Origin of the sequence: Halorubrum xinjiangense (assembly GCF_049604745.1) — an archaeon.
GTDB lineage: Archaea > Halobacteriota > Halobacteria > Halobacteriales > Haloferacaceae > Halorubrum > Halorubrum xinjiangense_A.
In genome coordinates this window covers 313018-334356 of record NZ_CP187140.1, presented here as the reverse complement: position 1 = coordinate 334356, position 21339 = coordinate 313018, and the positions used below count along the sequence as shown (strand labels likewise).

The window sequence follows — 21339 nt, the reverse complement described above, 5'->3', positions numbered from 1 at the left end:
GTCGCGCGTTTCCGGGGGGTACAAGCCGTCCCGGCGAATTCCCCGGAACATGGACCGCACGGACATCGCGGCTATGGACCCGCTCCCCGACGGGGCGACGGAGTTCGTCAGGCGGAAGCTGGAGGACGACCACGGCTACCTCTCGTGGCTGAACACGAGAGTAGAGACGATCGAGCGCGGCCGCGTCGTGCTCTCTATCCCCTTCGACGACAAGCTCACCAACGCCGACGGGCGGACGATCCACGGCGGCGTCGCAGCGACGCTGATCGACACAGCTGGCGGCGTCGCCCAGCGCACGACGTTCGAGGATCCGCTCGACGGCGGCGTCGCGACGGTGAACCTCAACGCGAACTACCTCCGGCCCGCTGACGGCGACCTCCGCGCGGAGGCCGAGGTGGTGCGGGCCGGCGGCTCGATCGGCGTCAGCGAGATGACGGTCACCACCGCCGGAAACGGGGGCGAGGCGCCGGACGGAGACGACGAGAACGAGGAAGACCGCTCAGAGGTCGTCGTCGGTCAGGGGTCGTTCCGGCTGTTCCGCGAGTAGCCCGGGAGGTCGGCGAGGATCGCGTCGAGGTCGGGGCGACCCTCGGCCGCTGACTCTGCGTCGGCGCCCAGGCCCTCAAACTCCCCCGCCAGCGCAGCGACCGGCTCGCGGTCGACGCGGTCGGCGGCGGCGCGGACGACGACCGACTGCTCGCCCAGCGAGACGAACCCGCATCCGAGCCGTTCCGCCGTCTCGCGGAGGCCGAGGCCGGCGTCCGCGTCGCCTGCGGCGACCGCGCGGACCGGGCTCTCGAACGCCTTCGCGGTGCGCTCGTAGCCGTCGATATTCTCGGCGAGCGCGCGGCGGTCGGCGTCGCGCTCGGCAGCGAGGTCGTCGAGCGCCGCGTCGAGGCTGCGCCGGAGCCCCGAGACCGTCGGCCGGTTCCGGAAGCGAAGGTCGCGATCGACGAGGTCGGCGAGTCCTTCGATTCCCTCGGGATTGCCGTCGGAGACGACGAGCCCCCACTCGCGGCTCCAGCCCCCGAGTTCCGCGGCGTCAACGTCGCGGTCGGTCGGCCCCGCGGTCACCGCCACGTCGGGGACGCCGTCGCGCAGGCGACGGAGCCCCTCTCGCGACCCCACGGCGAGGTATCTCGGATTTTCGAGCCGGTCGAGCAGGCGGTTGAGCGCGGGATCGTCCTCGCCGACGCCGAGGAGGGTCGGCGGGCGCACGTCCGGCGAGAACAGGTCGACTGAGACCATCTCGCCGACGTCGAGGTACTCCGTGTCTGGGTCGACCGCGACGACGCCGTCCGCCTCGACGAGGCTCGTCGTCGCGCCCGACCCCTTGTCGACCGGGTAGACGAGCGGGCGGTCGTCGCCTCCCGACGTCGCTTCCTCGTCGAGGTCGAGCAGGCCGACCGGCATGAGCCGCAGTCGGCCCTCGCCGTAGCGCTCGCCGACGCCCATCCGGCCCTCGACGGTCGCCGTCGCGGGCTCGGGCTGCCCGGCGGCCTCGCGGATCGCCGGTGCGACGAACGTCCGGAAGATGGTGAGCGCGGACACCGGGTAGCCGGGGAGGCCGATGTACGCCGACTCGCCGGGGTCGGCGTCGGCGCCTTCGACGTCCTCGCCGTCTTCCGTTCGGTCGAGCCGCCCGACGAGCATCGGCTTGCCGGGCTTGACGGCGACGCCGTGGAGGAGCAGTTCGCCGCGCGCCTCGATCACGCGGTAGATGACGTCGACCGCGCTCGCCGAGGTCGACCCCGAGGAGAGGACGAGGTCGCACTCGTCGGCCGCCCGACGGAGCAGCCGCTCCATCTCCTCGTAGTCGTCGCCGGCGTGGGGGTAGAGGACGGGCTCGCCGCCCGCCTCTTCGACGCCCGCGGCGATCGTCGTCGAGTTTACGTCGTATATCTCGCCGCGCTCCGGGTCGAGCTCGTCGCCCGGCCGCACGAGCTCGTCGCCGGTCGAGACGATCCCGACGCGCGGGCGTCCCTCGACCGGGACCTCGTCGACGCCGAGCGCCGACAGGAGGCCGATCTCGCGGGGCGTCAGGCGCGTTCCGGGACCGAGCGCGCGGGCGCCGGCGGCGATGTCCGTCCCCGCGGTCATCACGTGGTCGCCGGGCGCGACCGAGGTCCGGACCGCGATCCGTGCGGACTCGGCATCGTCGCCGTCGTCGCCCCCGCCGACCTCGTCCGTCCGCTCGACCATCACGACCGCGTCCGCGCCGTCGGGCATCACCGCGCCCGTGGATATCTCCGCGCAGGTGCCCGACTCGACGGTCACGTCGGGCGCCGCGCCGGCGTGGACCGCGCCGACGAGGTCGAGTTCGGCGGGGTCGGCCTCGTCGGCGCCGAAGGTGTCGCGCGCCCGCACCGCGTACCCGTCCATCGAGGCGCGATCGAAGCCCGGCACGTCGATGGCGGCGTCGACGCGCTCGGCGAGGACGCGCCCGCGCGCCTTCCGCAGCGGGACCGTCTCCGGCGCCGGCGAGAGGTCGAGCGACGCGATCGCCTCGCGGGCGGCCTCGGGCGTCGCCAGGTCGCGGAACTCCTTGCGGTCGCTCACGGCGTCACCTCCCAGAGCTCGACGTCGACGGCCTCGCCCGCGTCGAGCCCCTCCCGCGGCTCGGGGACGACGACCCAGCCGTCCGCGAGCGCGACGCTGGAGAGGATGCCTGAGCCGCTGGCGCGCGTCGGCGTCGCGGTCGGGAGCGCCTCGTCGTCGTCTTCGTCGGGAGTATCGAGCGTCACCCGCGCGAACGTCCGCACGCCGGGCTCGCTCGCGACCTTGCGGGCGAGCGTCGCGCGACGCGTTGGGAACGGCTCGGCGTCGGTCCCGCCCGCGCGCTTCGTCGCGGGGCGGAGGAACTGCGCCGCGTTGACGATGCACGCGACCGGGTAGCCGGGGAGCGACACGATCGGCGTCCCCTCCGCGCGGCCGAGACACACCGGATGGCCGGGCTTCAGGGCGACGCCGTGGACCAGCACCTCGCCGAGGCCGTCGACGACCTCGGGGATCAGGTCCCGCTCGCCGACGGAGGAGCCGCCGGTGGTGACCACCACGTCGGCGTCGAGGTCGGATTCGACCGCCTCGCGCAGCGCGTCCGGGTCGTCGGTGACCACGTCGCGGTAGCGCGCCTCGCCGCCCCAGCGCTCGACGAGCCGGGAGACGGTGAGCCCGTTCGTCTCGATCACCTCGCCGGGGCCGGGGTCGGACTCGACCAGCTCCTCGCCGGTCGGAATGACGGCGACCTCGGGCGGTTCGCGGACCGGAACGCTGTCGAGGCCGACCGAGCGCAGGAGGCCGAGATCCGAGGGGCGCAGGACGTGGCCGGATTCGAAGAGCCGCTGGCCGTCGGCGACGTCCTCACCGGCCTCGCCGACGTTCTCGCCGGTCGCAACCGCGTCGAACACCTCCACCTCGTCGCCGACCTCCTCGACTTGTTCGATCATCACGACCGCGTCCGCGCCCTCGGGCACCGCGCTGCCGGTGTGGACGCGGGCGGCCTCGTCGGGCGCGATCGAATCAGTCTCGGCCGGCTTGGCGGCGAGGACCGCGGGCGAGCGATCGCCCGCGCCGAAGGTGTCGCTCGCGCGGACCGCATACCCGTCCATCGCGGCGCGGTCGTACCCCGGCACCGGCGCGGGCGCGTCGATCGGCTCGGCGACGACTCGACCGTCCGCCGTCTCGACCGGGACGGATTCCGTCCGGTCGTGGGGCGTGACGGCGTCGAGCAGCGTCGCCCTCGCGTCCGCGACCCGGGTCCGCCGCTTGAACCCGGACTCGCGTCTGTCGTGGCTCATGGGAATACATTCGCGGCCGCGGGCAAAAACCCCGTTCTCCGCGGGCGCCGGCGCCCCGGTCTCGGTTCTCAGGCGAACCAGGAGAGGAGCCGCCGGGTGCGGTGGATCGACTGGAGCGCGGCGACCTTCGCGGCGACGGCGCCGTCGACCGCGGTTCGCTTGGTGGCTCGCGCGCCGCGGGCCGCGCCGGTCCGTGCGTAGTACGCCGAGCGGCGCCCGGCCGCGCCGACGTAGTGTTTCGCCGCCATCCGGATCGGGGCGCGCCGCCCCTCGACGGTCGTCGTGCCGCGACGGATCGCCGCCAGCACGTCGTCGGCCGTGACCTCGTGGACGGAGTCGACGCCCTCGACGGTCAGTTCCGTGAACGCCCGGCCGACGTACTGGAGGTGGTGCGCGTCGCTCGCGGCGACGCCGGGGTAGCCGTGTTCGGCCGCGAACCGCCGCGCGCGACGGTTCCGGTACCCGGTGAACAGCCACGCGTTGAACACCTCGATCGCGTCGACCTCGGCGACCGACGCGGCGGGCTCCGGGTCCGGCCCCGAGTTCGCTTCGACCGCTCCGACCGGACCGCCTTCGGGGGCGCCGTCCGTCGCGATGGGCTCGTCCGCGTCCTCGGCCGACCCGGGCGTCGGGATGTTGCGCTGGCGGACGCCGTGGCGCGAGCGCTGGAACGGGTGCGGGACGATGGTGACGCCGCCCCGGTCGCGGACCCAGCGGACCGTCTCGGCGTAGGAGCGGCCGCGGGGCGGCATCCGGTCGACGCCGATCGCGAGCAGGTGGCCGTGCGCGGTCGACACCTCCACGCCGGGGATGCCGATCAGCCCGTACTCGGGGGCGATCTCGGCCGCTCGTTTCGACTCCCGGATCACGTCGTGGTCGGTGATGACGACCGCGTCGAGCCCGATCTCGGCCGCGTGTTCTAAGATCAGCTCGACGGGCTCATGGCCGTCGTAGCTCCCCTCGGAGTGGACGTGCGGGTCGATACTGACGGTGACGCTGGACACGCTCGGACTACGCAGCGGGAGATATATAAATGGGCGAACGACGGTCGTCGGACAACCGACTCGCGGGCAGTTATAAATTGACTCGCGGTGGCGCGTGCCGGCGAGCGCCCAACGGGCGCGAGTCGCACGCGCGAGGGAGTCGCTGGCGGTCGAGCGAAGCGAAGACCGCCAGCGACGAGGCTGGGGAGGTGTGAGGCTGCGGGGCGGTGCCGTGCGGGGCGGGACTCAAAGGGGCAGCCGCGAGGGCGCCGTAGGCGATGTAAGGACCGCAGGGCGGGAGCGAGCAAAGCGAGCGACCAACCGAGGACCGCAGCGAGCGTACGGCGCCCTCGCGGCTGGGGCTTTGGAGGTGGTCGTCGCCGATCTGTTACTACTCATTTATAAGCGAGCGGCTGGGGCTTTGGAGGTGGTCGTCGCCGATCGGGTATCGCCCATTTATAAACAAGCAACTGGGGCGTTGACCGTGTTCTCCACCGATCTCTGCTTTTATAAATAGTATCGAACGTAATTCGCCCGGTTCAGCCGAACAGTCCCTTGATCCTGTCGACGACCGAGCCGTCCTCGTCGTCCTCCTCGGCCTCCTTCCGCTGCTGTTCGCGCAGTTCGCGGAGCTTCGCGGCCTGGTCGTCGGTCCCCTGGCCGCTGTCGGTCTTCACGTCGCCGCCCTGGAGCCCCTTCAACTCGGAGACCGCGTCGTTGACGGTCCCGGAGGTCGTCCGCGTCTCCGTCGCCGACCCCGCGAGCTTCTCGGTGTCGACGTCGGCCTCGTCGACCGCGCTCGTGTTCAGCTCCAGCCGGCGCGTCTCGGAGCGCTCGACGCCGCCCCACGTCAGCTCCGCGTCCTCCAGCTCGCGCTCGATGTCGGCGCGGACCGACTCCTCGGTGACTTCCTCGCCGCCAGATCCGGCCGCCCCCGGGCCCGACCCGCCGCCCGCGTCCGCGGTGCCACCCCCGGTTCCCGCACCGCCCGCCGCGCCCGCCGCGCCAGCGCCGCCAGCGACGCGCTCGACGCGGTGCGCGACCAGGGCGCCGCCCGTGGCACCGATGACCGCCACCAGGCCGAGCGTGTAAACGGCGACGATCTGCGCGCTGTAGTCCGTGTTGACGACGACGTTCCAGTTGTGCGGGTACGCCCAGGTGAACGCGCCCGTGGCGGCGAGCGTGACCGCGATCCCGGCGCCCGCGAGATACAGCATCCGGCGGTCGACCGGTAGGAGGACGACGATGCCGAACAGCAGCGCGGGGAGGCCCACCGCGCCCACAACGGCGGCGACCTCGCGGACCGCGAACGTCGAGGCCGCGGTCGGGTCGAGCGTCGCGCTGTAGAGGAACACGACGACCCCGATCACCCCGAGCGCGATGCCGGCGGAGAACAGCCCGAACCCCGCGTACACGTCGATCGTCCGGTCCGGGTCGCCGACGTAGCGACGGTAGTACTCGATGAGGACGTTCTCGGCGTCCGCTTCGCTCATGTCCGAACGTTTCCGCCGAGTGTAATGACTGTTACCCCGTGCGGCGCTCCGTCCGCGCGCCACTCCCCCCGCGTTCCCGCCTGCCCGCCACTCCCCCCGCGTTCCCGCCCGCCGACGCACCCGCCCGACCCGTGCGTTTTTCACCGCGGGCGACGAGGCTCTACGCGAGAATCCGTGTCGCACGAGTGCCCCCGCTGTGGCGCCGAGCTGACGTCGCTCTCGCTGGGCGCCGCCACCGCCGTCGCCTGCGACGACTGCGGCTACGCCGACGTCGAGGCCGACCACTCCGGCGAGCCCGAGTTCGCCGAGAGCTGGGCGGACGCGCTCGCGCGCTTCGAGGAGAATCAGTAGCCCCAGACCCACGGAACCAGTCGCCGCCCGACCCACGGAACCAGTCGCCGCCCGACCCACGGAACCAGTCGCCGCCCGACCCACACCATGCCCACGCTCGACATCTCCGACGACCACGCCGACCGGATCGAAGCGCTCCGCGAGGAGCTGGCCGCGGCCCACGCCGGCCCGTACGCCTCCGTCGACCGCGAGGACGCGCTCGCGTACCTGCTCGACCTCGCCGACGCCGTCGACGATCCCGACCGCGTCGCGGCGCCGGCGAGCGACGACGACCCCGTCGAATCCACCGAGTCCGGCGAGTCCTTCGACCGCGACCGCGCCCGCGAACTCCTTTCGGCCCGAAACCGACGGGACAGCGACCCCGACCCGGAGGACCCGATGGACCTGTCGGACATCGCCGCCGCGTTCGACGTCACCGGGCGCAGCGAGATGACGAAAGACGAGCTCGTCGACGCGATCCTCGACGCGGCCGAGGCGCTCGCCGCCGACCCGTTCGCGCGCGTCGACGTCGACCTCGACGCGGCCGAGTCCGCGGATGAGCCAGTCGAGGACGCCGCCGACGAAAGCGACTCGGCGGAGGAGGATACAGGCGAAGACGACACGGGGGGAGACGCCGCGGCCGACAGCGCCGACGACGGCGGTGCCGGCCAGCTGGACGCGATGATGAGCCTCCTCGACACCCACGGCGACAAGTGGCGGGAGGCGGACGGCGACGCGCGGTACGAGGTCGACCTCCCCGACGGGAGCGTCGAGACGGCGCGGACGAAAGACGACGTGCGCGCGCTGCTGTTCAGGAACTACTGACGACGACCACACAGACCAATGGGATTCATCGACGCGGTCCGCGTGTGGCTCTTCGGCGCGGACGACGAGACGGCCGACGCGGGCGAATCGGACGACGAGACGGGATCAAGCGGCGGCGACGACGCCGACTCGAGCGCGACCGGCGCCGACCAACCCGACGGGCTCGACCCTGCGGCCGCCACCGAGACGCGAACCGCGACCGCCACCGACGACGCGGTCGACGCGCTCCGCGACGTCCGGCGGTCGCAGGAGGCAGCGGAGGAAGACCCCAAATCGGCCCCGACCGAGAGAGACTCGAGAGCACCCGACGACGACCGCCCGAAGTCGTCCGACGACGGCGGTACCAACCGTTAGGTACCCGGAGGCGAACTGGAGAGTATGACAGACGCGGACGCGCCCGGCGACGCCGGCGAGTTTCAGGACCTCGAGGACCTCCCCGACGACCCGACCGATCGGGAGTACGTGGAGCGAACCATCAGGCTCTCCGAGGAGGCGGTGGAGGCCGGCAACACCCCGTTCGGCGCGCTGCTCGTCCTCGACGGCGAGGTCGTCGGCGAGGCGCACAACGAGACGCGGACCGAGGGCGACGTGGCGGCGCACCCCGAGCTGACGCTCGCGCGGTGGGCCGCGCGCGAGCTCGACGCCGACGAGCTGGACGACTGTACGATGTACGCGAGCACAGAGCCGTGCCCGATGTGCGCGACCGCGATCCACTACGCCGGGATCGGGCGGGTCGTCTTCGGCGTCGACGGCGAGACGCTCGGCGAGCTCTCCGCCGACGTGGTGCCGATCCCCCTCGAAGAGGTGATCCGGCGCGCAGACGGCGACACGACCGTCGAGGGACCGATCGCCGTCGAGGCCGCGATGGCGGTCCACGACTCCTTCTTCCGGGAGTCGTGACGGCGGGATCGGACGCGGCCGACGCAGGCGAACCCAACCCCGCCGGCGACACCCCCGCGATCCTCTCCATCGGCGCCGCGGCCATCGACGAGTGGTACGCGGTCAGCAACCTCCCCGAGCCGGACGGCGGCGCGTTCGCGGGCGAGGTGACGTCCGCGTTCGGCGGCGTCGGCGCCAACGTCGCGGTCGCGCTCGACCGACTCGGCCGCGACACGGGGCTCGTCAGCCGCGTCGGCGACGACGAGTACGGGCGGCGCGCGCTGGCGTACCTCGACGAGACCGGCGTCGACGGGACCCACGTCGCGGTCGGAGACGACCCCCACACGCGGTCGCTCATCCTCCGCGACCCCGACGGGGAGCGCGCCATCGTCACCGCGGGCGAGAGCTTCCGCGGCCTCCGGCTCGACGACGACGCGCTCGCGGCGATGGCCGACACCGACGCCGTCTTCCTCACCGCCTACGCCCCCGACCGAGCGGCGCGACGGGTGCTCGACCGCGTCGAGTCGCTCCGGGAGAGCGCGGTCGACTCGGCTGACGCCCCACCCGCGCTCGTCTTCGACCTCTCCGGGTCCGTCGAGGAGCTGGTCGGGCGGGGGACGGAACCTGAGACGATCCACCGGTTCCTCCACCGGGCCGACCTGTTCGTCGCCGACGGGGTCGCCGCCCCGGCGTTCTTCGGCTCGGCGGAGGCCGCAGTCGAGCGGATCGCAGACAGCCAACGCCGAGCGTCCAGATCCGACCCCGCACCCAGGTCACGCTCGCGACGTGGACCGACGTGGCCCCGCGCCGTGCTCACCCACGGCGCGGACGGGATGACGGCGGTCGCCGGGGGCGAGGTGGCCGAGTTCGACGCGTTCGACGTCGAGACGGTCGATACGACAGGTGCCGGCGACGCGTTCACCGCCGGGCTGATCGACCGGTGGATCGCGGGGGCATCGGAGGACGTGTCCGCGAGGTCGCACGCCGACCGCGACGACGTCGCCTCCGGCGTCAGGTTCGCGGCCGCGGTCGCCGCGATCAACTGTACGAGCCGGTTTACGCAGCCGGGACTCCCGACGCGGAGCGAGGTCGAATCGTTCCTCGCGGAGCGCGGGTTCGGGGCCGACTGAAATCAAAGGGAAGAGAAGAGAAGGGAAGGGAAGAGAAGGGAAGGGAAGAGAAGGGAAGAGAGGGGAAGTTAACGAGCGGAGCCGACGAGGTCACCGCACCGCGTCGGCGGCCGCGACGAGGTCCGCGACGCGGTCGGCGTCGACCGGGGCGGTCGTCTCGCCGCCCTCCTTGAGCGCGGTGCCGACGATGGCGCCGTCCGCGACGCCGAGCAGGTCGGCGACGGTCTCCGGGGTGACGCCGCTGCCGACGAGGACCGGCGTGTCGAGGCCGTGGCGGTCGCGCTCGGCGACTACTGCTTCGAGAGCCTCCGCGTCGACCGCCTCGCCGGTCCCGGACCCGGAGGCGATGACGGCGTCGGCGAGGCCGCGCTCGGCGGTGTCCGCGAACGACTCGGCCGTGTAGCCCGCCGGGGTCAGCGGCGCAGAGTGTTTCACGTCGGTGTCGGCGAAGACGCCGACGTCGACGCCGAGTCGGTTGCGCAGGCGGAGCGTCTCGTGGGCACGCCCCTGGACGATCCCCTGGTCCGTCACGCGGGCGCCGGTGTGGACGTTCACGCGGACGAAGTCGGCGCCGACCGCGGCCGCGACCGAGAGCGCGGCCTCGGCGTCGTTCCGGAGGACGTTGATCCCGAGCGGCAGGTCCGTCTCGTCGGCGACCGCGGTCGCGGCGCGGGTCACGCCGGCGACGACGTGGGGCGGGACCTCGTCGGGATAGAAGGGCGCGTCGCCGAAGTTCTCGATCACGATCCCGTCGACGCCGCCGCGGTCGAGCGCCCGCGCGTCGCTCGCTGCCCGGTCGACCGCCGCGCGCATCGCCTCGCGCCCGTCGTCGGGCGCTCTGGGGGCGCCGGGCAGCGGCGGGAGGTGGACCATGCCGAGCAGCGGCGCGCCCGTGCCGAAGGTGGATTCGAACTCCATCGTCGGGGCCGAGGAGGCGCCCGGACAAAAGCCTCCCCACAGCGTTTAGGTCGCGGGTCGCCTCCCGCCAAACGAGATGGGAATCGACGCGACGACCCCCGGCGACGGCGACGTGACGCTCGTCTTCTCGCTCGGCGCCGCGCGCTCGCTCGCCGACCCGGCCGCGGCGTTCGCCGACGCGCGCCGCTGGAGCCGCCACGTCGGCATCGTCGCGAACGAGGCGGATCAGGTGGCGGCGTTCGCCCGCGACCACGGAGTGGAGAACGATTACGAACTAACGAACTGGGACAAGTGGGGGACGCTTGCGGACGTGCGCGAGGAGAGCGCCGCCCCGCGGTGCGTGTTCGTCGGCACCACCCGCGCCGACGAGCGCGTCGCGACCGAGACCGGCTACGAGTTCCTGCGGGTCGACGAGGCCGCCGAGAAGGCTGGCTGGGAGCTCTCGGAGCCGGGAGCGACGGGAGCCGGCGGCGAGGGCAACGAAGACGGACGCCTCGCTCGACTGCGGCGCGCGGTCCGCGACGCGCTCTCACGGTTCCGGTGAGCTCCGGGTACCCGCTCGTCGGGCTCGATGGGGCTCGCCCGCGGAAGGTACAAACCGCTGGTCGCCCAACGTGAGGTATGTCCTCACCGCTCGCGGACGAGCCTGTCGAACCGGCCGATGACGACGCGGAGCCGCTCGACGCCGACGAATGCGCCGACTACGTCGCCGAACTGGGCGACGCCTGGGAGGTCGTCGACGACCACCACCTGGAGGCGAGCTACGAGTTCCCCGACTTCGAGACGGCGCTGGCGTTCACGAACGACGTGGGCGAGCTCGCCGAAGAAGAGTGGCACCACCCGGACATCGCGCTGTCGTGGGGCGAGGTCGGGATCGAGATGTGGAGCCATGAGGTGGGGGGCCTCACCCGCGCCGACTTCGTGATGGCGGCGCGGATGGACCGCCTGTACACCGACTACGACGAGTGACCGGGCGACCCTCGACCCGACACATCAACGAACGGCTTTAAACCTCTGCCGGCGAAACGACGGGTAATGAGCGAGAACGTCTTCCTGGTCCCGATCGACCCGGAGAACTTCGACCGAACGGTCCGGTCCGCCGTCGACCTCACCGACTACCCGGACCGCCCCGAGCCCCTCGCGGACCTCGACGAGGCCCGCCTGTGGGCCGTCGACGACGACAGCGGCAACGGCTCGACGTTCGAGAAGATGGAGTCGGGTGACCTCCTGCTGTTCTACGCGGACGACGTGTACGTCGCGACCGGACGTGTCGGCGAGGCGTTCACGGACGACGACCGGTGGGCGAGCGGCACGTTCTGGACCGCGTTCCCGACCACGCGGGTGTACACGGTCACCGACTTCAGCGCCGTCTCCGCGCCCAAGCGCGCCGTCAACCGCATCTTCGGCTACTCGTCGTCGTACACGCCCGGTTTCATGCGCGTCGCCGACAGTCGCGTGAACGCGGACCTTTCGTCGATCGAGTCCGCGCTGGAACACTACACGAAGCGGAACGCCTGAGCGCGGACCCCCGGACTACTTCTCAACCGTCGATCGCGCCGGTGAGCGCCGCGTACGCCGGTTCGTACTGCGACGCGATCCGATTCGGATCCCCCCGAACCTCGCCGGACAGCGCCGGAAGCGCCTCGGTCGCGAGCGGTTCGATCATCTCCGTCACCGCGTCGACGTGCTCCTCGCGAGTCCCCTCGCGCGGGCTCCCGGCGGCGACCGCGCGGGCCTTCGCGTAGCGGTCCCCCGCGTAGATCCGCGCGCGGCCGGGGTCGACGACGGCGACCGCGTCGGGCGCGACCGGCCTGTCGCGGGGGAGCGTCCCGGCGACGTCGGCGTACGACTCGACGACCCGCGGGACCGGGGTGCGCGCGACGCGCTCCGCGAGCCGTTCGATCGCGGGGAGGTGCGCCTCGGCCATCACCTCGTTGAACTCGGGGACGTCACTCACGCGAGTCGCGTCCGCGAGCGGCAGGCGCTCGGCGAGGCCCTCGGGAAGCAGGCCCGCCTCCTCGGCTGCGCCGTTGACGACGAACCGCGTTCCGGACTCGGTCGTCACCCGGTCACAGAGGAAGGTGCGGTCGGCGTCGCCGAGCATCCCGGTCCGGCCGGGCGTCGGCCTCCAGAGCCGGTGAACGGGGTTGATCGATTCGGGCGTGACCGCCGAGGGCGACAGCGCGGCGTCGTCGACGGTCGCCAGCGCGCGGGTGTTCGCGGCCGCGAGCGTGCGCGCGTCCTTCCCGTAGAGCCGGCCGGCGTCGGTCGCGACCCGGTAGTCGTCGTGGTCGAACCAGAAGTCGTTGCCCGCGCGGGGCTTGACGCCGACCGCGTCGCCCGCGTGCTCGGCGAGGTGCGCGACCAGCCCCGCTGAGAAGGTGGTCTTGCCGGCGTCGACGCGCGCGCCGCCGGCGACGAGGTAGGTCGGCGGGTCAGCAGACTCCCCGGTCACGCGGACTCGTCGGTGGCGGTTTCCGCGTCTGGTTCCTCATCCGTCGCCAGCCCGTAGTATCCCGGTCCGTCCTCGGACAGGGGCTCGGCGACGACCATCTCCTCGGCGTGGACCATCACCCACGGGACCGCCCAGTCGACCAGCACGGCCTCGGTGTCGGGGTCGACGTCGGCGTCCGGCTCCAGCCCCTGAAGGAGGCGACCGATCTCCGGGATCGTGTACATCTGGTCCGGTTCGAACAGCTCCGCTGGCTCGTAGAAGTCGCACGGGTAGGTGGCGTCGAACGCCGACTTCGGTTCAGGCATGCGCGAGGGTACGCGACCGCATCCGTAAACGCTGCCGATACAGGTTCACCGGTGCGGTGGCGCGTGCCTGCGAGGCCGCCTCGCGGCCGAGCAGCACGCGCGAGGGAGTCAGTCGCCGGAGCGGAGCGACGGCGACTGACGAGGCTGGGGAGGTGAGAGGTGCGGTGCGGAGCGGTGCGGGGCGGGACTCAAAGGGGCAGCCGGGAGGGCGGCGCAGGCGACGTAAGCACCGCAGCGAGTGAGCGAAGCGAACGAGCGAGGAGCGCAACGAGCGTGCGCCGCCCTCCCGGCTGGGGCTTTGGAGGTGTGTTCCGTCGGCCCACAATCAACCATTTATAAACGAGCGGCTGGGGATTTAGAGGCGTTTTCCGCCGTTCCGTAGTCGAGGATTTATAAGCAGACGGCTGGCCCTTGGAGGTGTTCACCGCTGACCCATCGGTAATCACTTATAAATCAGCCAGTCTGAACGGATCCGTCACTCACCGGGCCGCGTCCTGCGAAAAAATGCGGATCTCGACGCGCGTAACGCGTCCTCTCGAACGCGCTTACTCGAACAGCTCGACGGCCTGCTCGTAGCGATCCGACGGCTCGTCCCAGTCGACGACCTCGAAGAAGTTGTCGACGAACTCGCCGCGAGCCGGGCCGTAGTCGTGGTAGTAGGAGTGCTCCCAGACGTCGAGCGCGAGGATCGGGTGGCCGCCCCAAATCGCACCCTGGTCGTGCTTGTCGACCACGACGTTACGAAGCTGATTCGAGAACGTGTCGTACACCAGAAGCGCCCACCCGCTCGCCGCGGAGGCCGCCGCCTCGAACTCGCCCTTCCAGGCGTCGTACGAGCCGAAGTCCTCCTCGATGCGGTCGGCGAGCGCACCTTCGGGCTCGTCGCCGCCCTCCGGCGACATGTTCTGCCAGAACAGGTCGTGGAGGATGTGGCCCGAGGAGTTGTGGGTCACGTTGCGGATGGCCCCGCCGGACGAAGAGAAGTCGTGCGACTCACGGTTCTCTTCGAGCGTCTCTTCGGCGGAGTTCCAGCCGTTGACGTACCCCTGATGGTGGGTGTCGTGATGCCATTCGAGCACCTGCTCGGAGATGTGCGGTTCCAGCGCGTCGTAATCGTACGGTAACGGATCGAGTTCGTAGCTCATGTCTGTATCACCTACCACGAACATGTGTCGGAACGCTGTTAAAGATAATGCGGTACGCGGTACCACGGGTCACCGGACGTGAGTGTTACCGGCCGCGTCAGGCGATCAGCGGTGTGGTTGCGGTTCCGGGAGGCAGGCGCACGAGCGCGAAGATGAATCGTGATCGACGGACTGGACGTAGTAGTAACTGAATTCAGTTTCACCAGACCGGTTGCTCTCTGATTCGAATCCCAGCTACCGTTCTCCGCTCCCTAGTGTTCGCGGAGAAGCGGTGGGACTGGGATTCGAACCCAGGAAGCCGTGAGGCTACCTGCTTTCAAGGCAGGCGCAATGGGCCACTCTGCCATCCCACCACACGTGACCGCTGGAGGCCGCCCGACTAAGTGGTGTCGGATCGGAAAAGTCCCACTCAGCGGTATTTTAAAAGCCCTCGCGATAAATCACACGTCAATGGACCGAGACGAGATCGATGAGTACGTCGACCGATGCCGGGGACTCATCGAAGCATCGCCGCAGATGGACGAGGAGAACACGAAGGTTAAGCTGATCCAGCCTTTTCTCGAGCTCCTCGGGTGGGATCTCTACTCAACGGAGGTCGCACTGGAGTACAACGTTCCGATGGCGTCGGGCAGTACACACGTCGACTACGCCCTCCTCGTCGGGGATTCGCCGGTCGTCTTCGTCGAAGCAAAACCCGTCCGATCGACGCTTTCAGACGACGAAGTCCGTCAATTACGAAGCTACATGCGGCAAGAGTTGGACGTCGATTGGGGAATCCTGACCAACGGAAAATCGTTCGAGGTGCTGACGAAGGATCGCCGCCGCAACGGCGGCGAAGAAATGTCGGTCGTACAGTTCAGCCTTGAAGATCTCAGCGAGCGTCCGGGCGTTCTCGAACTACTCACGAAAGAGTCGATTCGTTCGGGAAAATCGGCGGAGATCGCCGAACAAGTCGCAGAAACGAATCGTACGATCCGGTATTTAAGCGAGAACGAATCCGCAGTCACTGATTCCGTCGCGAGCGCGGTTACCGATGAGGTCGGCGAGTTGCCGATCGATCTTGAGGCGCAGTCAAGAGAGTTCGTTCAGGGTCTCGTATCTCTGCTACGTGAACAGCGCCAGTTCGTTGGAGAGACGGAAAACGAGCCATCCTCTGGCGACAATCCTCCCGCGGATGATGACGACATTGACATCAGTGATGAAACTGGTTCTACCGATGGCCCGGACAACCTCCAACTCAATCCGATCAAAAATCATATTGCTGGAACGATCCGGCGCCGAGATATCGAAGGAGATCCGGAGTCAACGGTTGCGGTATTCCCGACGAGAGAATCTGGATTGTCCTTTTTAAAAGAGAACGAGGCGTGGGGGTTCGTTCGGGTCGGACGCGAGTTCGATTACGTGGCGATGTACGTCACTGGTGACGTTCGCCAAGTGAAATACATCGCCGAAGTCGATCGAGTTGTGTCACCTGATCAGGCGGATCTGATGCGTGAGCCGTTAGAGTACAAGGACCGGGGAGCAATCGCGGAGGAGAAGAAGGTCATCATATTCAAACCAGGCTCGCTGTACGAACTGGAAGATCCGGTCCCCTACAAGACACGCTATCCGCAAGCGCTGCGATACACGACCTTAGGAGAGCTCCGGACGGCGGAGACGACTGACGATATGTTGTAATCGGGTTCGGTGCGGCGACTCGCGTTCAGACGGTGTGACGTTTTTTTAATCCCGCACCAGCCGCTGCTCGCCGTCCTCGACGACCACGTCCAGCCCCTTCTCGTGGACGAACGCGGCCGTGTAGTCCGGCACCACGCGCTCCGCGGCGAACCGCGCGCGCAACATGGGAACCACGTCGAGGAGGTCCTCGCCGGCCTCCAGCGAGGGCGACGGCTCGACGAAGTCGACCGAGCGGTCCGCGTCGCGGCCGCGCTCCGCGAGCGTCGGCAGCGCGGGCGCCTCGAACGCCCCGTCGAAGTCGATCGGCTCGGTGAACCCCGCGTAGTACGCCCGCCCGTTCGACGAGGGGCCGAGGACGACCTCGGTCGTCCGCAGCTTCATCGCCGCCGAGTCGACGATGGTCCGCGAGAGCAGCGGCGCGGTGGGGGTGACGACCGCGACGGAGTCGGCGCCCTCCTCGCGTAGCAGGTGCGTGACGGTGTTACCGGCGCGCGCGCCGAACGAGGAGCCGACCTGCCGCTCGAAGCGGACCTCCTCGGTGCCGCCGAGGGTGTCCGCGACGAGCGTCCGCAGCTCCGCCTCCGGGGTCGTGTCGGTGCGGTGCTCGGCGGGTAGATCCTCCTCGTCGGGGTAGTTGACGAGGAGTTCGCCACCGGAGCGGTCGACCGCGAGGACGGCGTCGCGGAACTGCGCCTCGTAGAGGTCGGCCGCCTCGGCGGGCGACAGCGGCGTCGACTCGGCGATCGCGGTTCCGACGAGCCCCTCGCGGGGCGGGTTCGCCAGCAGGGCGACGACGGTCATACCGGATCGCGGCGCGGGAGCGCCTTCAAGCCGCCGTTTCGGTCCGGGAAGAGGGCATCCAAGAGGAGGGCATCCGAGAGAGCGGGCCGCGCCAAGAGAGAAAAGAGCGGCCGCTCAGGAGAAGTCGCGCCGCATCGCGATCTCGAACCACGGGCAGAAGCGGATCTGCCGGTACAGCGCGGGGTTCTCGTGGAGGTGGTCGTAGTCGGCCCACAGCATGCCACCGATCTCGTCGTCGTCCGGGTCCAGAGACTTGTCCTCGAGGGTCACCTTCAGCACCGCGCACACCTCCCACTCGACGCCCTCGTTGGGGTAGTAGCGCTTGTACTCGAACTTGTCCGTCACGCGGAGGTCGTCGTACTGGTCGGGCGAGATACCGAGCTCCTCCTCGAGGCGCTGCTCGGTGGCCTCCTCCTGTGACTGCCCCTCGACCGGGTGGGAGGCGACCGTGCCGTCCCAGTGGCCGTCCCAGAGGCGCTTGTTCGGCGCGCGCTGGGCCAGCAGGATCCGGCCGTCGGTGTCGAAGACGAGGCAGGTGAACGCGCGGTGGCGGATCCCGTCGCCGGTGTGCGCGTCGAGCCGGTTCACCGTGCCCTGCGCGACGTCGTCGGGGTCGACGGCGATGACGTCCTGAAGCGCGTTCTCGTGGTCGGTGTCGCTCGTGTCGCCCGTCTCGCTCGCGCCGTCGCCGGCGGAATCCCCCGGTGCGGCAGCGTCTTCGGAACTCATGCGCGATACGTCGCGGACCAAGGCTAATAAGGGTTCGATACGGCGTCCGTTCACGCCCCCGCCGACGCTCCCGTTCGCGCGCCCGCTGACGCCCTCGTTAGCGCGCCCGCTGACGCCCCCGTTACCGCGCCACGACGGAGCTTCGCTCCCGCCGACCGACGGTCCGCGCACGGTCGCCGGCGCTTCGACGCTCTTAACCGCGTCCCGGCGCTACTTCGCGCGGATGAGTGACCCGGCGCTCGACGTCGTCGAGTTCGTGTTGACGACGCACTTCTACACGCAGGACCGCGACCTCGACGAGAACGACCTGCCGCCGCGCTTCCGGCAGGTGTTCTGGTCGGCCGACGCCGCCGAGGATGCCCCCGGCGGCGTGGAGCGACCGCTGAAGGCGACCGACGAGACCACCCGCACCGCGACCGGCGTCGAGCGGCCGTGGGACGCGGTCTCCGACCTCCTCTTCACCCAACGCACGGAGTTCTCCGGCGAGATATCGCTGACCCAGCCCGCGATGGGGTTAGAGTGGTATCGCGACCACGCGGACGACGAGCGCGTCGCCGGAAACCCGACGATCGTCGCCGCCCTCGAGGCCGCCGAGGACCTCGAGGCGCCGGTGACCCGCGAGGAGGCCAGAGACGACGTGCGGCCGGTCCAGGCCGACCGCGTCTGGATCGACGCGCTGCTCGCGGAGTACTTCGACGAGGACGAGGACGGGGAGATGCTCGACCTCGTCAACGTCCGCGCGCCCGAGGAGATCGAGACGACGCTGGCCGACCTCGTGTTGACCGGCGACCAGGAGGGCGAGATACAGAAGATCGTCAAGGCGATCGAACACCGCGAGTACCTCGCGGAGATCGGCCTCCGCGAGATCGGCAAGCTGCTGTTTGTCGGCCCGCCGGGAACCGGGAAGACGACCGTCTCGCGTGCGCTCGCCCACGAGCTCGGGCTCCCGTTCGTCGAGGTGAAGCTCTCGATGATCACGAGCCAGTACCTCGGCGAGACGTCGAAGAACGTCGAGAAGAGCTTCGAGGTCGCAAAGCGGCTCTCGCCGTGCATCCTCTTCATCGACGAGTTCGACTCGGTGGCGAAGACCCGCCGCTCGGACGAGCACGCCGCCCTCAAGCGCGCGGTCAACACCCTGCTGAAATCTATCGACGAGGTGTCGCTGGTCCGCGACGAGGTCCTCCTCATCGGCGCGACGAACCACCCGGACCAGCTCGACGCCGCCGCGTGGCGCCGGTTCGACGAGATCGTCAACTTCCCCAAGCCGGACCGCGACATGCGCGCCGACATCCTCCGCGTGGTGACCAAGGAGATGAAGATCGCCGACTTCGACCCCGAGGAGGTCGCCGACCGGACCACCGGCCTCACCGGCTCCGACCTCCGGATGGTCCTCCGCGAGGCCGTCCTCGGCGCCCTCACCGAGGACCGGATGACGATCACCCAGGCGGACGTGATGGAGGCGGTCGAGGACTTCGAGGAGCGCGACAACCTCAAGAACATGGACATGATCGACGGGGAGGGCGCCGAGGTCCTCGGCGAGACGGGCTCGAACGACGCCCACGACCACGGCGAGGAGGGGGGTCACGATCACGGCGATCACGACCACGGCGGCGGCCACGACAACGGCGAGGACGCCGGCCACGACGAGGACTCCCCGAACCCGACCCGCGGCGCCGAGCCGCAGGGGCGGACGCAGGACTGAGGCAAACGACCAGATTCATCGACATCGATCGACGCTAACACCTTCGAAGCCCCAGCCGCTCGGCAGTACATCTCTATTTATAAGAGGCCGATCGACACGAACACCGCCGAAGCCCCAGCCGCGAGGCGGGCGTACACTCGCTGCGGTCCTCGTCACTCGCTCCGCTCGTTCCTGCGGTCCTTGCGTCGTCTACGCCCGCCTCGCGGCTGCCCCTTCGGAACCCACCCCGCACCGCTCCGCCCAGCACCTCACCCCTCCCCAGCCTCGTCGCTGGCGGCTGGTGCCGCCAGCGACTCCCTCGCGCGTGCGACTCGCGCCCTGCGGGCGCTCGCAGGCACGCGCCACGGCACCGCCGATCGGCAGTCTCTTTCTCTGTACCGACCGGTCATCGTCGAACGCCGACGACCGTGTAGCCGAACCCGCGGTCGACGATCCGCGGGTCGAGGCCGGCGCCGTCCATCGCGGCCGCGAGGTCGGCCGGCGTCCGGAACCGCGAGTCCATCCCGATCGCGTGCTCGCCGGCGACGAGCAGTCGCCCGAGCGGATGCTCCGGGTCGAACTCGCGAACGACGAGCGCGCCGCCGGGCGCGAGCACGCGTGCCGCCTCCGCGAGCGCGGCGTCCTGATCGGGCAGGTGGTGGAACGCATCGACGACCGTCACCGCGTCGACGCTCGCATCCCGGAACGGGAGGCGTCCCGCGTCGCCGGCGACGCCGGAGAGCCCGCGCCCGCGGCGCGCCCGCGAGAGCATTCCGACGGAGGCGTCGACGACCGTGATCTCCGGGCCGGTCAGCGCGGCCGCCGCGCGCCCCGAGCCGCCGCCGACGTCGAGGAGGCGCTCGATCGGCCGCGTGGCGTGGTCGAGGCCCGCCGCCAGCGCCTCGCCGTCCGCCGGCGGCATCGCGAGGTCGTACAGCGGCGCCACCCGGTCGAAAAAGTCCACGTCGCCGACTCCGTACATGGAGGAGACGAGCGCCGCGAGGGACAAAGAGCCACCGCCCTATTTACCTTCTCGCCGCCGTACGGCGCCCATGGAGTACGCGCTCGTGTGTCCGCCCGACGTGGGGGAGACCCTCCGCCTCGACTACCGGGCGTTCGCGTACGCCGGCAAGTTCGTCGTCGGCGCGCCGGGGAAGTCGGTGATCCGGACGCCGGACGGGCGCCCGGCCGCGCCGGACTGGGAGCCGGACGAGCCGCTGCCGGACACGGTCGACCCCGATGCGTTCGACGAGGACGTGGTCGCGGCCGTCTCCTTCTCACCCGACCGGACCGACCCGGCCTGCTGTCGGCTGCGGTACGTCACGGTCCACGCCGCGCGGCGCGGCGAGGGGATCGGCCCGCGGCTGATCGGCGAGACGGTCGCCGACCTCGCGGTCGCCGGCTTCGAGCGCGTGAAGATTGCCGTGAACAACCCGTTCGCGTACGAGGCGTGCCACAAGTGCGGCTTCGCATACACCGGCGAGCGCACGGGGATCGCCGAACTGGAACTGGAGCGACCCGCCGCGGCGCCCGCCGACGTGGATCCCGAGCAGTACCGCGAGGGGCTGGCGGCGTTCCGCGAGACGGACGGCGAGCTCAGTCAGGCTGAGCGCCGGTTCGTCGCCGAGCGGCTGGAGCGCGGCCCGCCCGAACTCGACCGAACCCCGCGCGACGGGCGCTAATTGAGCGTCCAGATTGCGTAGTTGAGCGCGGTCGCGAAGCAGACCCACGCGAGGTAGGGGACAAGCAGCGCCGCGGCGCGGCGGTCGACGCGGTCGAAGGCCCGGATGGTCGCGACAACCAAGGGGAGGAGGACGAGGAGGATGACGAGCCCGAGGTCGGCGCGTTCGAGCCCCCAGAACACCGGCGACCACGCCACGTTGACGGCGAGCTGGACGCCAAACAGCGCGAGCGCGGTCCGGACACGACCCGTCGGCGCTCCCCCGTCGCGCCCGGCGAGGTAGACGAGCGCGGCCGCCGCACCGAGTAACGCGTACAGGATCGGCCAGACGACGCCGAACGCCCAGCCCGGCGGGTAGAAGGCGGGGAGTTCCAGCGCCGCGAACCAGACGCTCTGGGTGGTCGTGAAGGGGACGCCGAGCGCGCCGATCAGGTTGACGGCGACCGCCGCGCCGGCGATGAGGAGGGCGTCGCGGCGGTCCGGGAGTCGGGAGGTCGCGGTCGTTGCCAT

The 21339-nt window shown here is 70.5% G+C and carries 24 protein-coding genes and 1 tRNA gene; 12 read left to right on the top strand and 13 right to left on the bottom strand.

Annotation, left to right across the window (positions count from 1 at the left end):
- Window positions 1-49 precede the first annotated feature (49 nt).
- Complete coding sequence (locus ACOZ35_RS02585) at window positions 50-547, top strand: PaaI family thioesterase (protein WP_424014926.1); 498 nt, start codon at window positions 50-52, stop codon at window positions 545-547.
- Here ACOZ35_RS02585 and ACOZ35_RS02580 read toward each other — a convergent pair.
- The 4 genes from ACOZ35_RS02580 to ACOZ35_RS02565 all read right to left on the bottom strand — a co-directional run bounded on the left by ACOZ35_RS02580 (window position 517) and on the right by ACOZ35_RS02565 (window position 6273).
- On the bottom strand, window positions 517-2559 hold the full coding sequence (locus ACOZ35_RS02580; RefSeq protein ID WP_424014925.1) for a molybdopterin biosynthesis protein: 2043 nt from the start codon (window positions 2557-2559) through the stop codon (window positions 517-519). The two genes, ACOZ35_RS02585 and ACOZ35_RS02580, sit on opposite strands and share 31 nt — an antisense overlap.
- Window positions 2556-3797, bottom strand: coding sequence for a gephyrin-like molybdotransferase Glp (gene glp / locus ACOZ35_RS02575; RefSeq protein ID WP_424014924.1), 1242 nt, complete (start codon window positions 3795-3797; stop codon window positions 2556-2558). Before glp ends, ACOZ35_RS02580 begins: the two co-directional genes overlap by 4 nt.
- 68 nt (window positions 3798-3865) lie before the next feature.
- The gene (locus tag ACOZ35_RS02570; RefSeq protein ID WP_424014923.1) at window positions 3866-4801 is read right to left on the bottom strand and encodes a CehA/McbA family metallohydrolase; all 936 of its coding nucleotides are present in this window, start codon (window positions 4799-4801) and stop codon (window positions 3866-3868) included.
- A 518-nt stretch (window positions 4802-5319) separates the two neighbouring features.
- The gene (locus tag ACOZ35_RS02565) at window positions 5320-6273 is read right to left on the bottom strand and encodes a DUF7139 domain-containing protein (protein WP_424014922.1); all 954 of its coding nucleotides are present in this window, start codon (window positions 6271-6273) and stop codon (window positions 5320-5322) included.
- A gap of 174 nt (window positions 6274-6447) precedes the next feature.
- On the opposite strand from ACOZ35_RS02565, the gene ACOZ35_RS02560 reads away from it, so the two are divergent.
- From ACOZ35_RS02560 to ACOZ35_RS02540, 5 genes are all read left to right on the top strand, one after another.
- Window positions 6448-6624: a hypothetical protein gene (locus ACOZ35_RS02560; protein ID WP_424014921.1), complete on the top strand. Its 177-nt coding sequence runs from the start codon at window positions 6448-6450 to the stop codon at window positions 6622-6624.
- 87 nt (window positions 6625-6711) lie between these two features.
- Window positions 6712-7428, top strand: coding sequence for a hypothetical protein (locus ACOZ35_RS02555; RefSeq protein ID WP_424014920.1), 717 nt, complete (start codon window positions 6712-6714; stop codon window positions 7426-7428).
- Window positions 7429-7446: 18 nt separating this feature from the next.
- Complete coding sequence (locus ACOZ35_RS02550) at window positions 7447-7782, top strand: hypothetical protein (protein ID WP_424014919.1); 336 nt, start codon at window positions 7447-7449, stop codon at window positions 7780-7782.
- 24 nt (window positions 7783-7806) lie between these two features.
- A complete protein-coding gene (locus tag ACOZ35_RS02545) occupies window positions 7807-8328 on the top strand; it encodes a nucleoside deaminase (protein ID WP_424014918.1) in 522 nt (173 codons plus the stop codon).
- Window positions 8325-9437: a carbohydrate kinase family protein gene (locus ACOZ35_RS02540; protein ID WP_424014917.1), complete on the top strand. Its 1113-nt coding sequence runs from the start codon at window positions 8325-8327 to the stop codon at window positions 9435-9437. The genes ACOZ35_RS02545 and ACOZ35_RS02540 overlap by 4 nt, the downstream gene beginning before the upstream one ends.
- A gap of 90 nt (window positions 9438-9527) precedes the next feature.
- Here ACOZ35_RS02540 and ACOZ35_RS02535 read toward each other — a convergent pair whose 3' ends face one another.
- A complete protein-coding gene (locus ACOZ35_RS02535) occupies window positions 9528-10355 on the bottom strand; it encodes a BtpA/SgcQ family protein (protein ID WP_424014916.1) in 828 nt (275 codons plus the stop codon).
- Window positions 10356-10431: 76 nt separating this feature from the next.
- Between ACOZ35_RS02535 and ACOZ35_RS02530 the strand changes: the two genes are divergently transcribed.
- From ACOZ35_RS02530 to ACOZ35_RS02520, 3 genes are all read left to right on the top strand, one after another.
- Window positions 10432-10899, top strand: coding sequence for a DUF7124 domain-containing protein (locus ACOZ35_RS02530; RefSeq protein ID WP_424014915.1), 468 nt, complete (start codon window positions 10432-10434; stop codon window positions 10897-10899).
- A gap of 77 nt (window positions 10900-10976) precedes the next feature.
- Entirely contained in the window at window positions 10977-11324 is a 348-nt protein-coding gene (locus ACOZ35_RS02525; RefSeq protein WP_424014914.1) for a 4a-hydroxytetrahydrobiopterin dehydratase, read from the top strand.
- 66 nt (window positions 11325-11390) lie between these two features.
- Window positions 11391-11873, top strand: a complete 483-nt coding sequence (locus ACOZ35_RS02520) for a hypothetical protein (RefSeq protein WP_424014913.1) — start codon at window positions 11391-11393, stop codon at window positions 11871-11873.
- A 22-nt stretch (window positions 11874-11895) separates the two neighbouring features.
- Here ACOZ35_RS02520 and ACOZ35_RS02515 read toward each other — a convergent pair whose 3' ends face one another.
- The 4 genes from ACOZ35_RS02515 to ACOZ35_RS02500 form a co-directional block, all read right to left on the bottom strand.
- On the bottom strand, window positions 11896-12810 hold the full coding sequence (locus tag ACOZ35_RS02515) for an ATPase (RefSeq protein WP_424014912.1): 915 nt from the start codon (window positions 12808-12810) through the stop codon (window positions 11896-11898).
- Entirely contained in the window at window positions 12807-13115 is a 309-nt protein-coding gene (locus tag ACOZ35_RS02510; RefSeq protein WP_424014911.1) for a DUF5827 family protein, read from the bottom strand. Before ACOZ35_RS02510 ends, ACOZ35_RS02515 begins: the two co-directional genes overlap by 4 nt.
- 545 nt (window positions 13116-13660) lie before the next feature.
- Window positions 13661-14260 (bottom strand): superoxide dismutase, encoded by a 600-nt coding sequence (sod, locus tag ACOZ35_RS02505; RefSeq protein WP_424014910.1) that lies wholly within the window; start codon window positions 14258-14260, stop codon window positions 13661-13663.
- Between the two features lie 269 nt (window positions 14261-14529).
- Window positions 14530-14613 (bottom strand) — tRNA-Ser (locus ACOZ35_RS02500).
- 97 nt (window positions 14614-14710) lie between these two features.
- Here ACOZ35_RS02500 and ACOZ35_RS02495 point away from each other — a divergent pair.
- Window positions 14711-15937, top strand: coding sequence for a type I restriction enzyme HsdR N-terminal domain-containing protein (locus ACOZ35_RS02495; RefSeq protein WP_424014909.1), 1227 nt, complete (start codon window positions 14711-14713; stop codon window positions 15935-15937).
- A gap of 45 nt (window positions 15938-15982) precedes the next feature.
- Here ACOZ35_RS02495 and ACOZ35_RS02490 read toward each other — a convergent pair whose 3' ends face one another.
- Together ACOZ35_RS02490 and idi are read right to left on the bottom strand one after the other, a co-directional pair.
- Complete coding sequence (locus tag ACOZ35_RS02490) at window positions 15983-16738, bottom strand: DUF2064 domain-containing protein (protein WP_424014908.1); 756 nt, start codon at window positions 16736-16738, stop codon at window positions 15983-15985.
- Between the two features lie 114 nt (window positions 16739-16852).
- Window positions 16853-17467, bottom strand: a complete 615-nt coding sequence (idi, locus tag ACOZ35_RS02485; RefSeq protein WP_424014907.1) for an isopentenyl-diphosphate Delta-isomerase — start codon at window positions 17465-17467, stop codon at window positions 16853-16855.
- A 223-nt stretch (window positions 17468-17690) separates the two neighbouring features.
- On the opposite strand from idi, the gene ACOZ35_RS02480 reads away from it, so the two are divergent.
- The gene (locus ACOZ35_RS02480; RefSeq protein ID WP_424014906.1) at window positions 17691-19169 is read left to right on the top strand and encodes an ATP-binding protein; all 1479 of its coding nucleotides are present in this window, start codon (window positions 17691-17693) and stop codon (window positions 19167-19169) included.
- 385 nt (window positions 19170-19554) lie between these two features.
- Here ACOZ35_RS02480 and ACOZ35_RS02475 read toward each other — a convergent pair whose 3' ends face one another.
- Window positions 19555-20130 carry a class I SAM-dependent methyltransferase gene (locus tag ACOZ35_RS02475; protein ID WP_424014905.1) on the bottom strand — a complete coding sequence of 192 codons (576 nt, stop codon included), beginning with the start codon at window positions 20128-20130 and terminating at the stop codon, window positions 19555-19557.
- Window positions 20131-20200: 70 nt separating this feature from the next.
- Between ACOZ35_RS02475 and ACOZ35_RS02470 the strand changes: the two genes are divergently transcribed.
- A complete protein-coding gene (locus ACOZ35_RS02470; protein ID WP_424014904.1) occupies window positions 20201-20830 on the top strand; it encodes a GNAT family N-acetyltransferase in 630 nt (209 codons plus the stop codon).
- On the opposite strand, the gene ACOZ35_RS02465 is transcribed toward ACOZ35_RS02470, so the two are convergent.
- Window positions 20827-21339 carry a TspO/MBR family protein gene (locus ACOZ35_RS02465; protein ID WP_424014903.1) on the bottom strand — a complete coding sequence of 171 codons (513 nt, stop codon included), beginning with the start codon at window positions 21337-21339 and terminating at the stop codon, window positions 20827-20829. The genes ACOZ35_RS02470 and ACOZ35_RS02465 overlap by 4 nt on opposite strands.

What these genes read in the sequence shown, in the direction of transcription:
- ACOZ35_RS02585 (WP_424014926.1), top strand. Translation starts at nt 50, where the DNA reads ATGGACCGCACGGACATCGCGGCTATGGACCCGCTCCCCGACGGGGCG.
- glp (WP_424014924.1), bottom strand. Translation starts at nt 3,797, where the DNA reads ATGAGCCACGACAGACGCGAGTCCGGGTTCAAGCGGCGGACCCGGGTC.
- ACOZ35_RS02565 (WP_424014922.1), bottom strand. Translation starts at nt 6,273, where the DNA reads ATGAGCGAAGCGGACGCCGAGAACGTCCTCATCGAGTACTACCGTCGC.
- ACOZ35_RS02555 (WP_424014920.1), top strand. Translation starts at nt 6,712, where the DNA reads ATGCCCACGCTCGACATCTCCGACGACCACGCCGACCGGATCGAAGCG.
- ACOZ35_RS02550 (WP_424014919.1), top strand. Translation starts at nt 7,447, where the DNA reads ATGGGATTCATCGACGCGGTCCGCGTGTGGCTCTTCGGCGCGGACGAC.
- ACOZ35_RS02545 (WP_424014918.1), top strand. Translation starts at nt 7,807, where the DNA reads ATGACAGACGCGGACGCGCCCGGCGACGCCGGCGAGTTTCAGGACCTC.
- ACOZ35_RS02535 (WP_424014916.1), bottom strand. Translation starts at nt 10,355, where the DNA reads ATGGAGTTCGAATCCACCTTCGGCACGGGCGCGCCGCTGCTCGGCATG.
- ACOZ35_RS02530 (WP_424014915.1), top strand. Translation starts at nt 10,432, where the DNA reads ATGGGAATCGACGCGACGACCCCCGGCGACGGCGACGTGACGCTCGTC.
- ACOZ35_RS02525 (WP_424014914.1), top strand. Translation starts at nt 10,977, where the DNA reads ATGTCCTCACCGCTCGCGGACGAGCCTGTCGAACCGGCCGATGACGAC.
- ACOZ35_RS02520 (WP_424014913.1), top strand. Translation starts at nt 11,391, where the DNA reads ATGAGCGAGAACGTCTTCCTGGTCCCGATCGACCCGGAGAACTTCGAC.
- ACOZ35_RS02510 (WP_424014911.1), bottom strand. Translation starts at nt 13,115, where the DNA reads ATGCCTGAACCGAAGTCGGCGTTCGACGCCACCTACCCGTGCGACTTC.
- sod (WP_424014910.1), bottom strand. Translation starts at nt 14,260, where the DNA reads ATGAGCTACGAACTCGATCCGTTACCGTACGATTACGACGCGCTGGAA.
- ACOZ35_RS02495 (WP_424014909.1), top strand. Translation starts at nt 14,711, where the DNA reads ATGGACCGAGACGAGATCGATGAGTACGTCGACCGATGCCGGGGACTC.
- ACOZ35_RS02490 (WP_424014908.1), bottom strand. Translation starts at nt 16,738, where the DNA reads ATGACCGTCGTCGCCCTGCTGGCGAACCCGCCCCGCGAGGGGCTCGTC.
- idi (WP_424014907.1), bottom strand. Translation starts at nt 17,467, where the DNA reads ATGAGTTCCGAAGACGCTGCCGCACCGGGGGATTCCGCCGGCGACGGC.
- ACOZ35_RS02480 (WP_424014906.1), top strand. Translation starts at nt 17,691, where the DNA reads ATGAGTGACCCGGCGCTCGACGTCGTCGAGTTCGTGTTGACGACGCAC.
- ACOZ35_RS02475 (WP_424014905.1), bottom strand. Translation starts at nt 20,130, where the DNA reads ATGTACGGAGTCGGCGACGTGGACTTTTTCGACCGGGTGGCGCCGCTG.
- ACOZ35_RS02470 (WP_424014904.1), top strand. Translation starts at nt 20,201, where the DNA reads ATGGAGTACGCGCTCGTGTGTCCGCCCGACGTGGGGGAGACCCTCCGC.
- ACOZ35_RS02465 (WP_424014903.1), bottom strand. Translation starts at nt 21,339, where the DNA reads ATGGCAACGACCGCGACCTCCCGACTCCCGGACCGCCGCGACGCCCTC.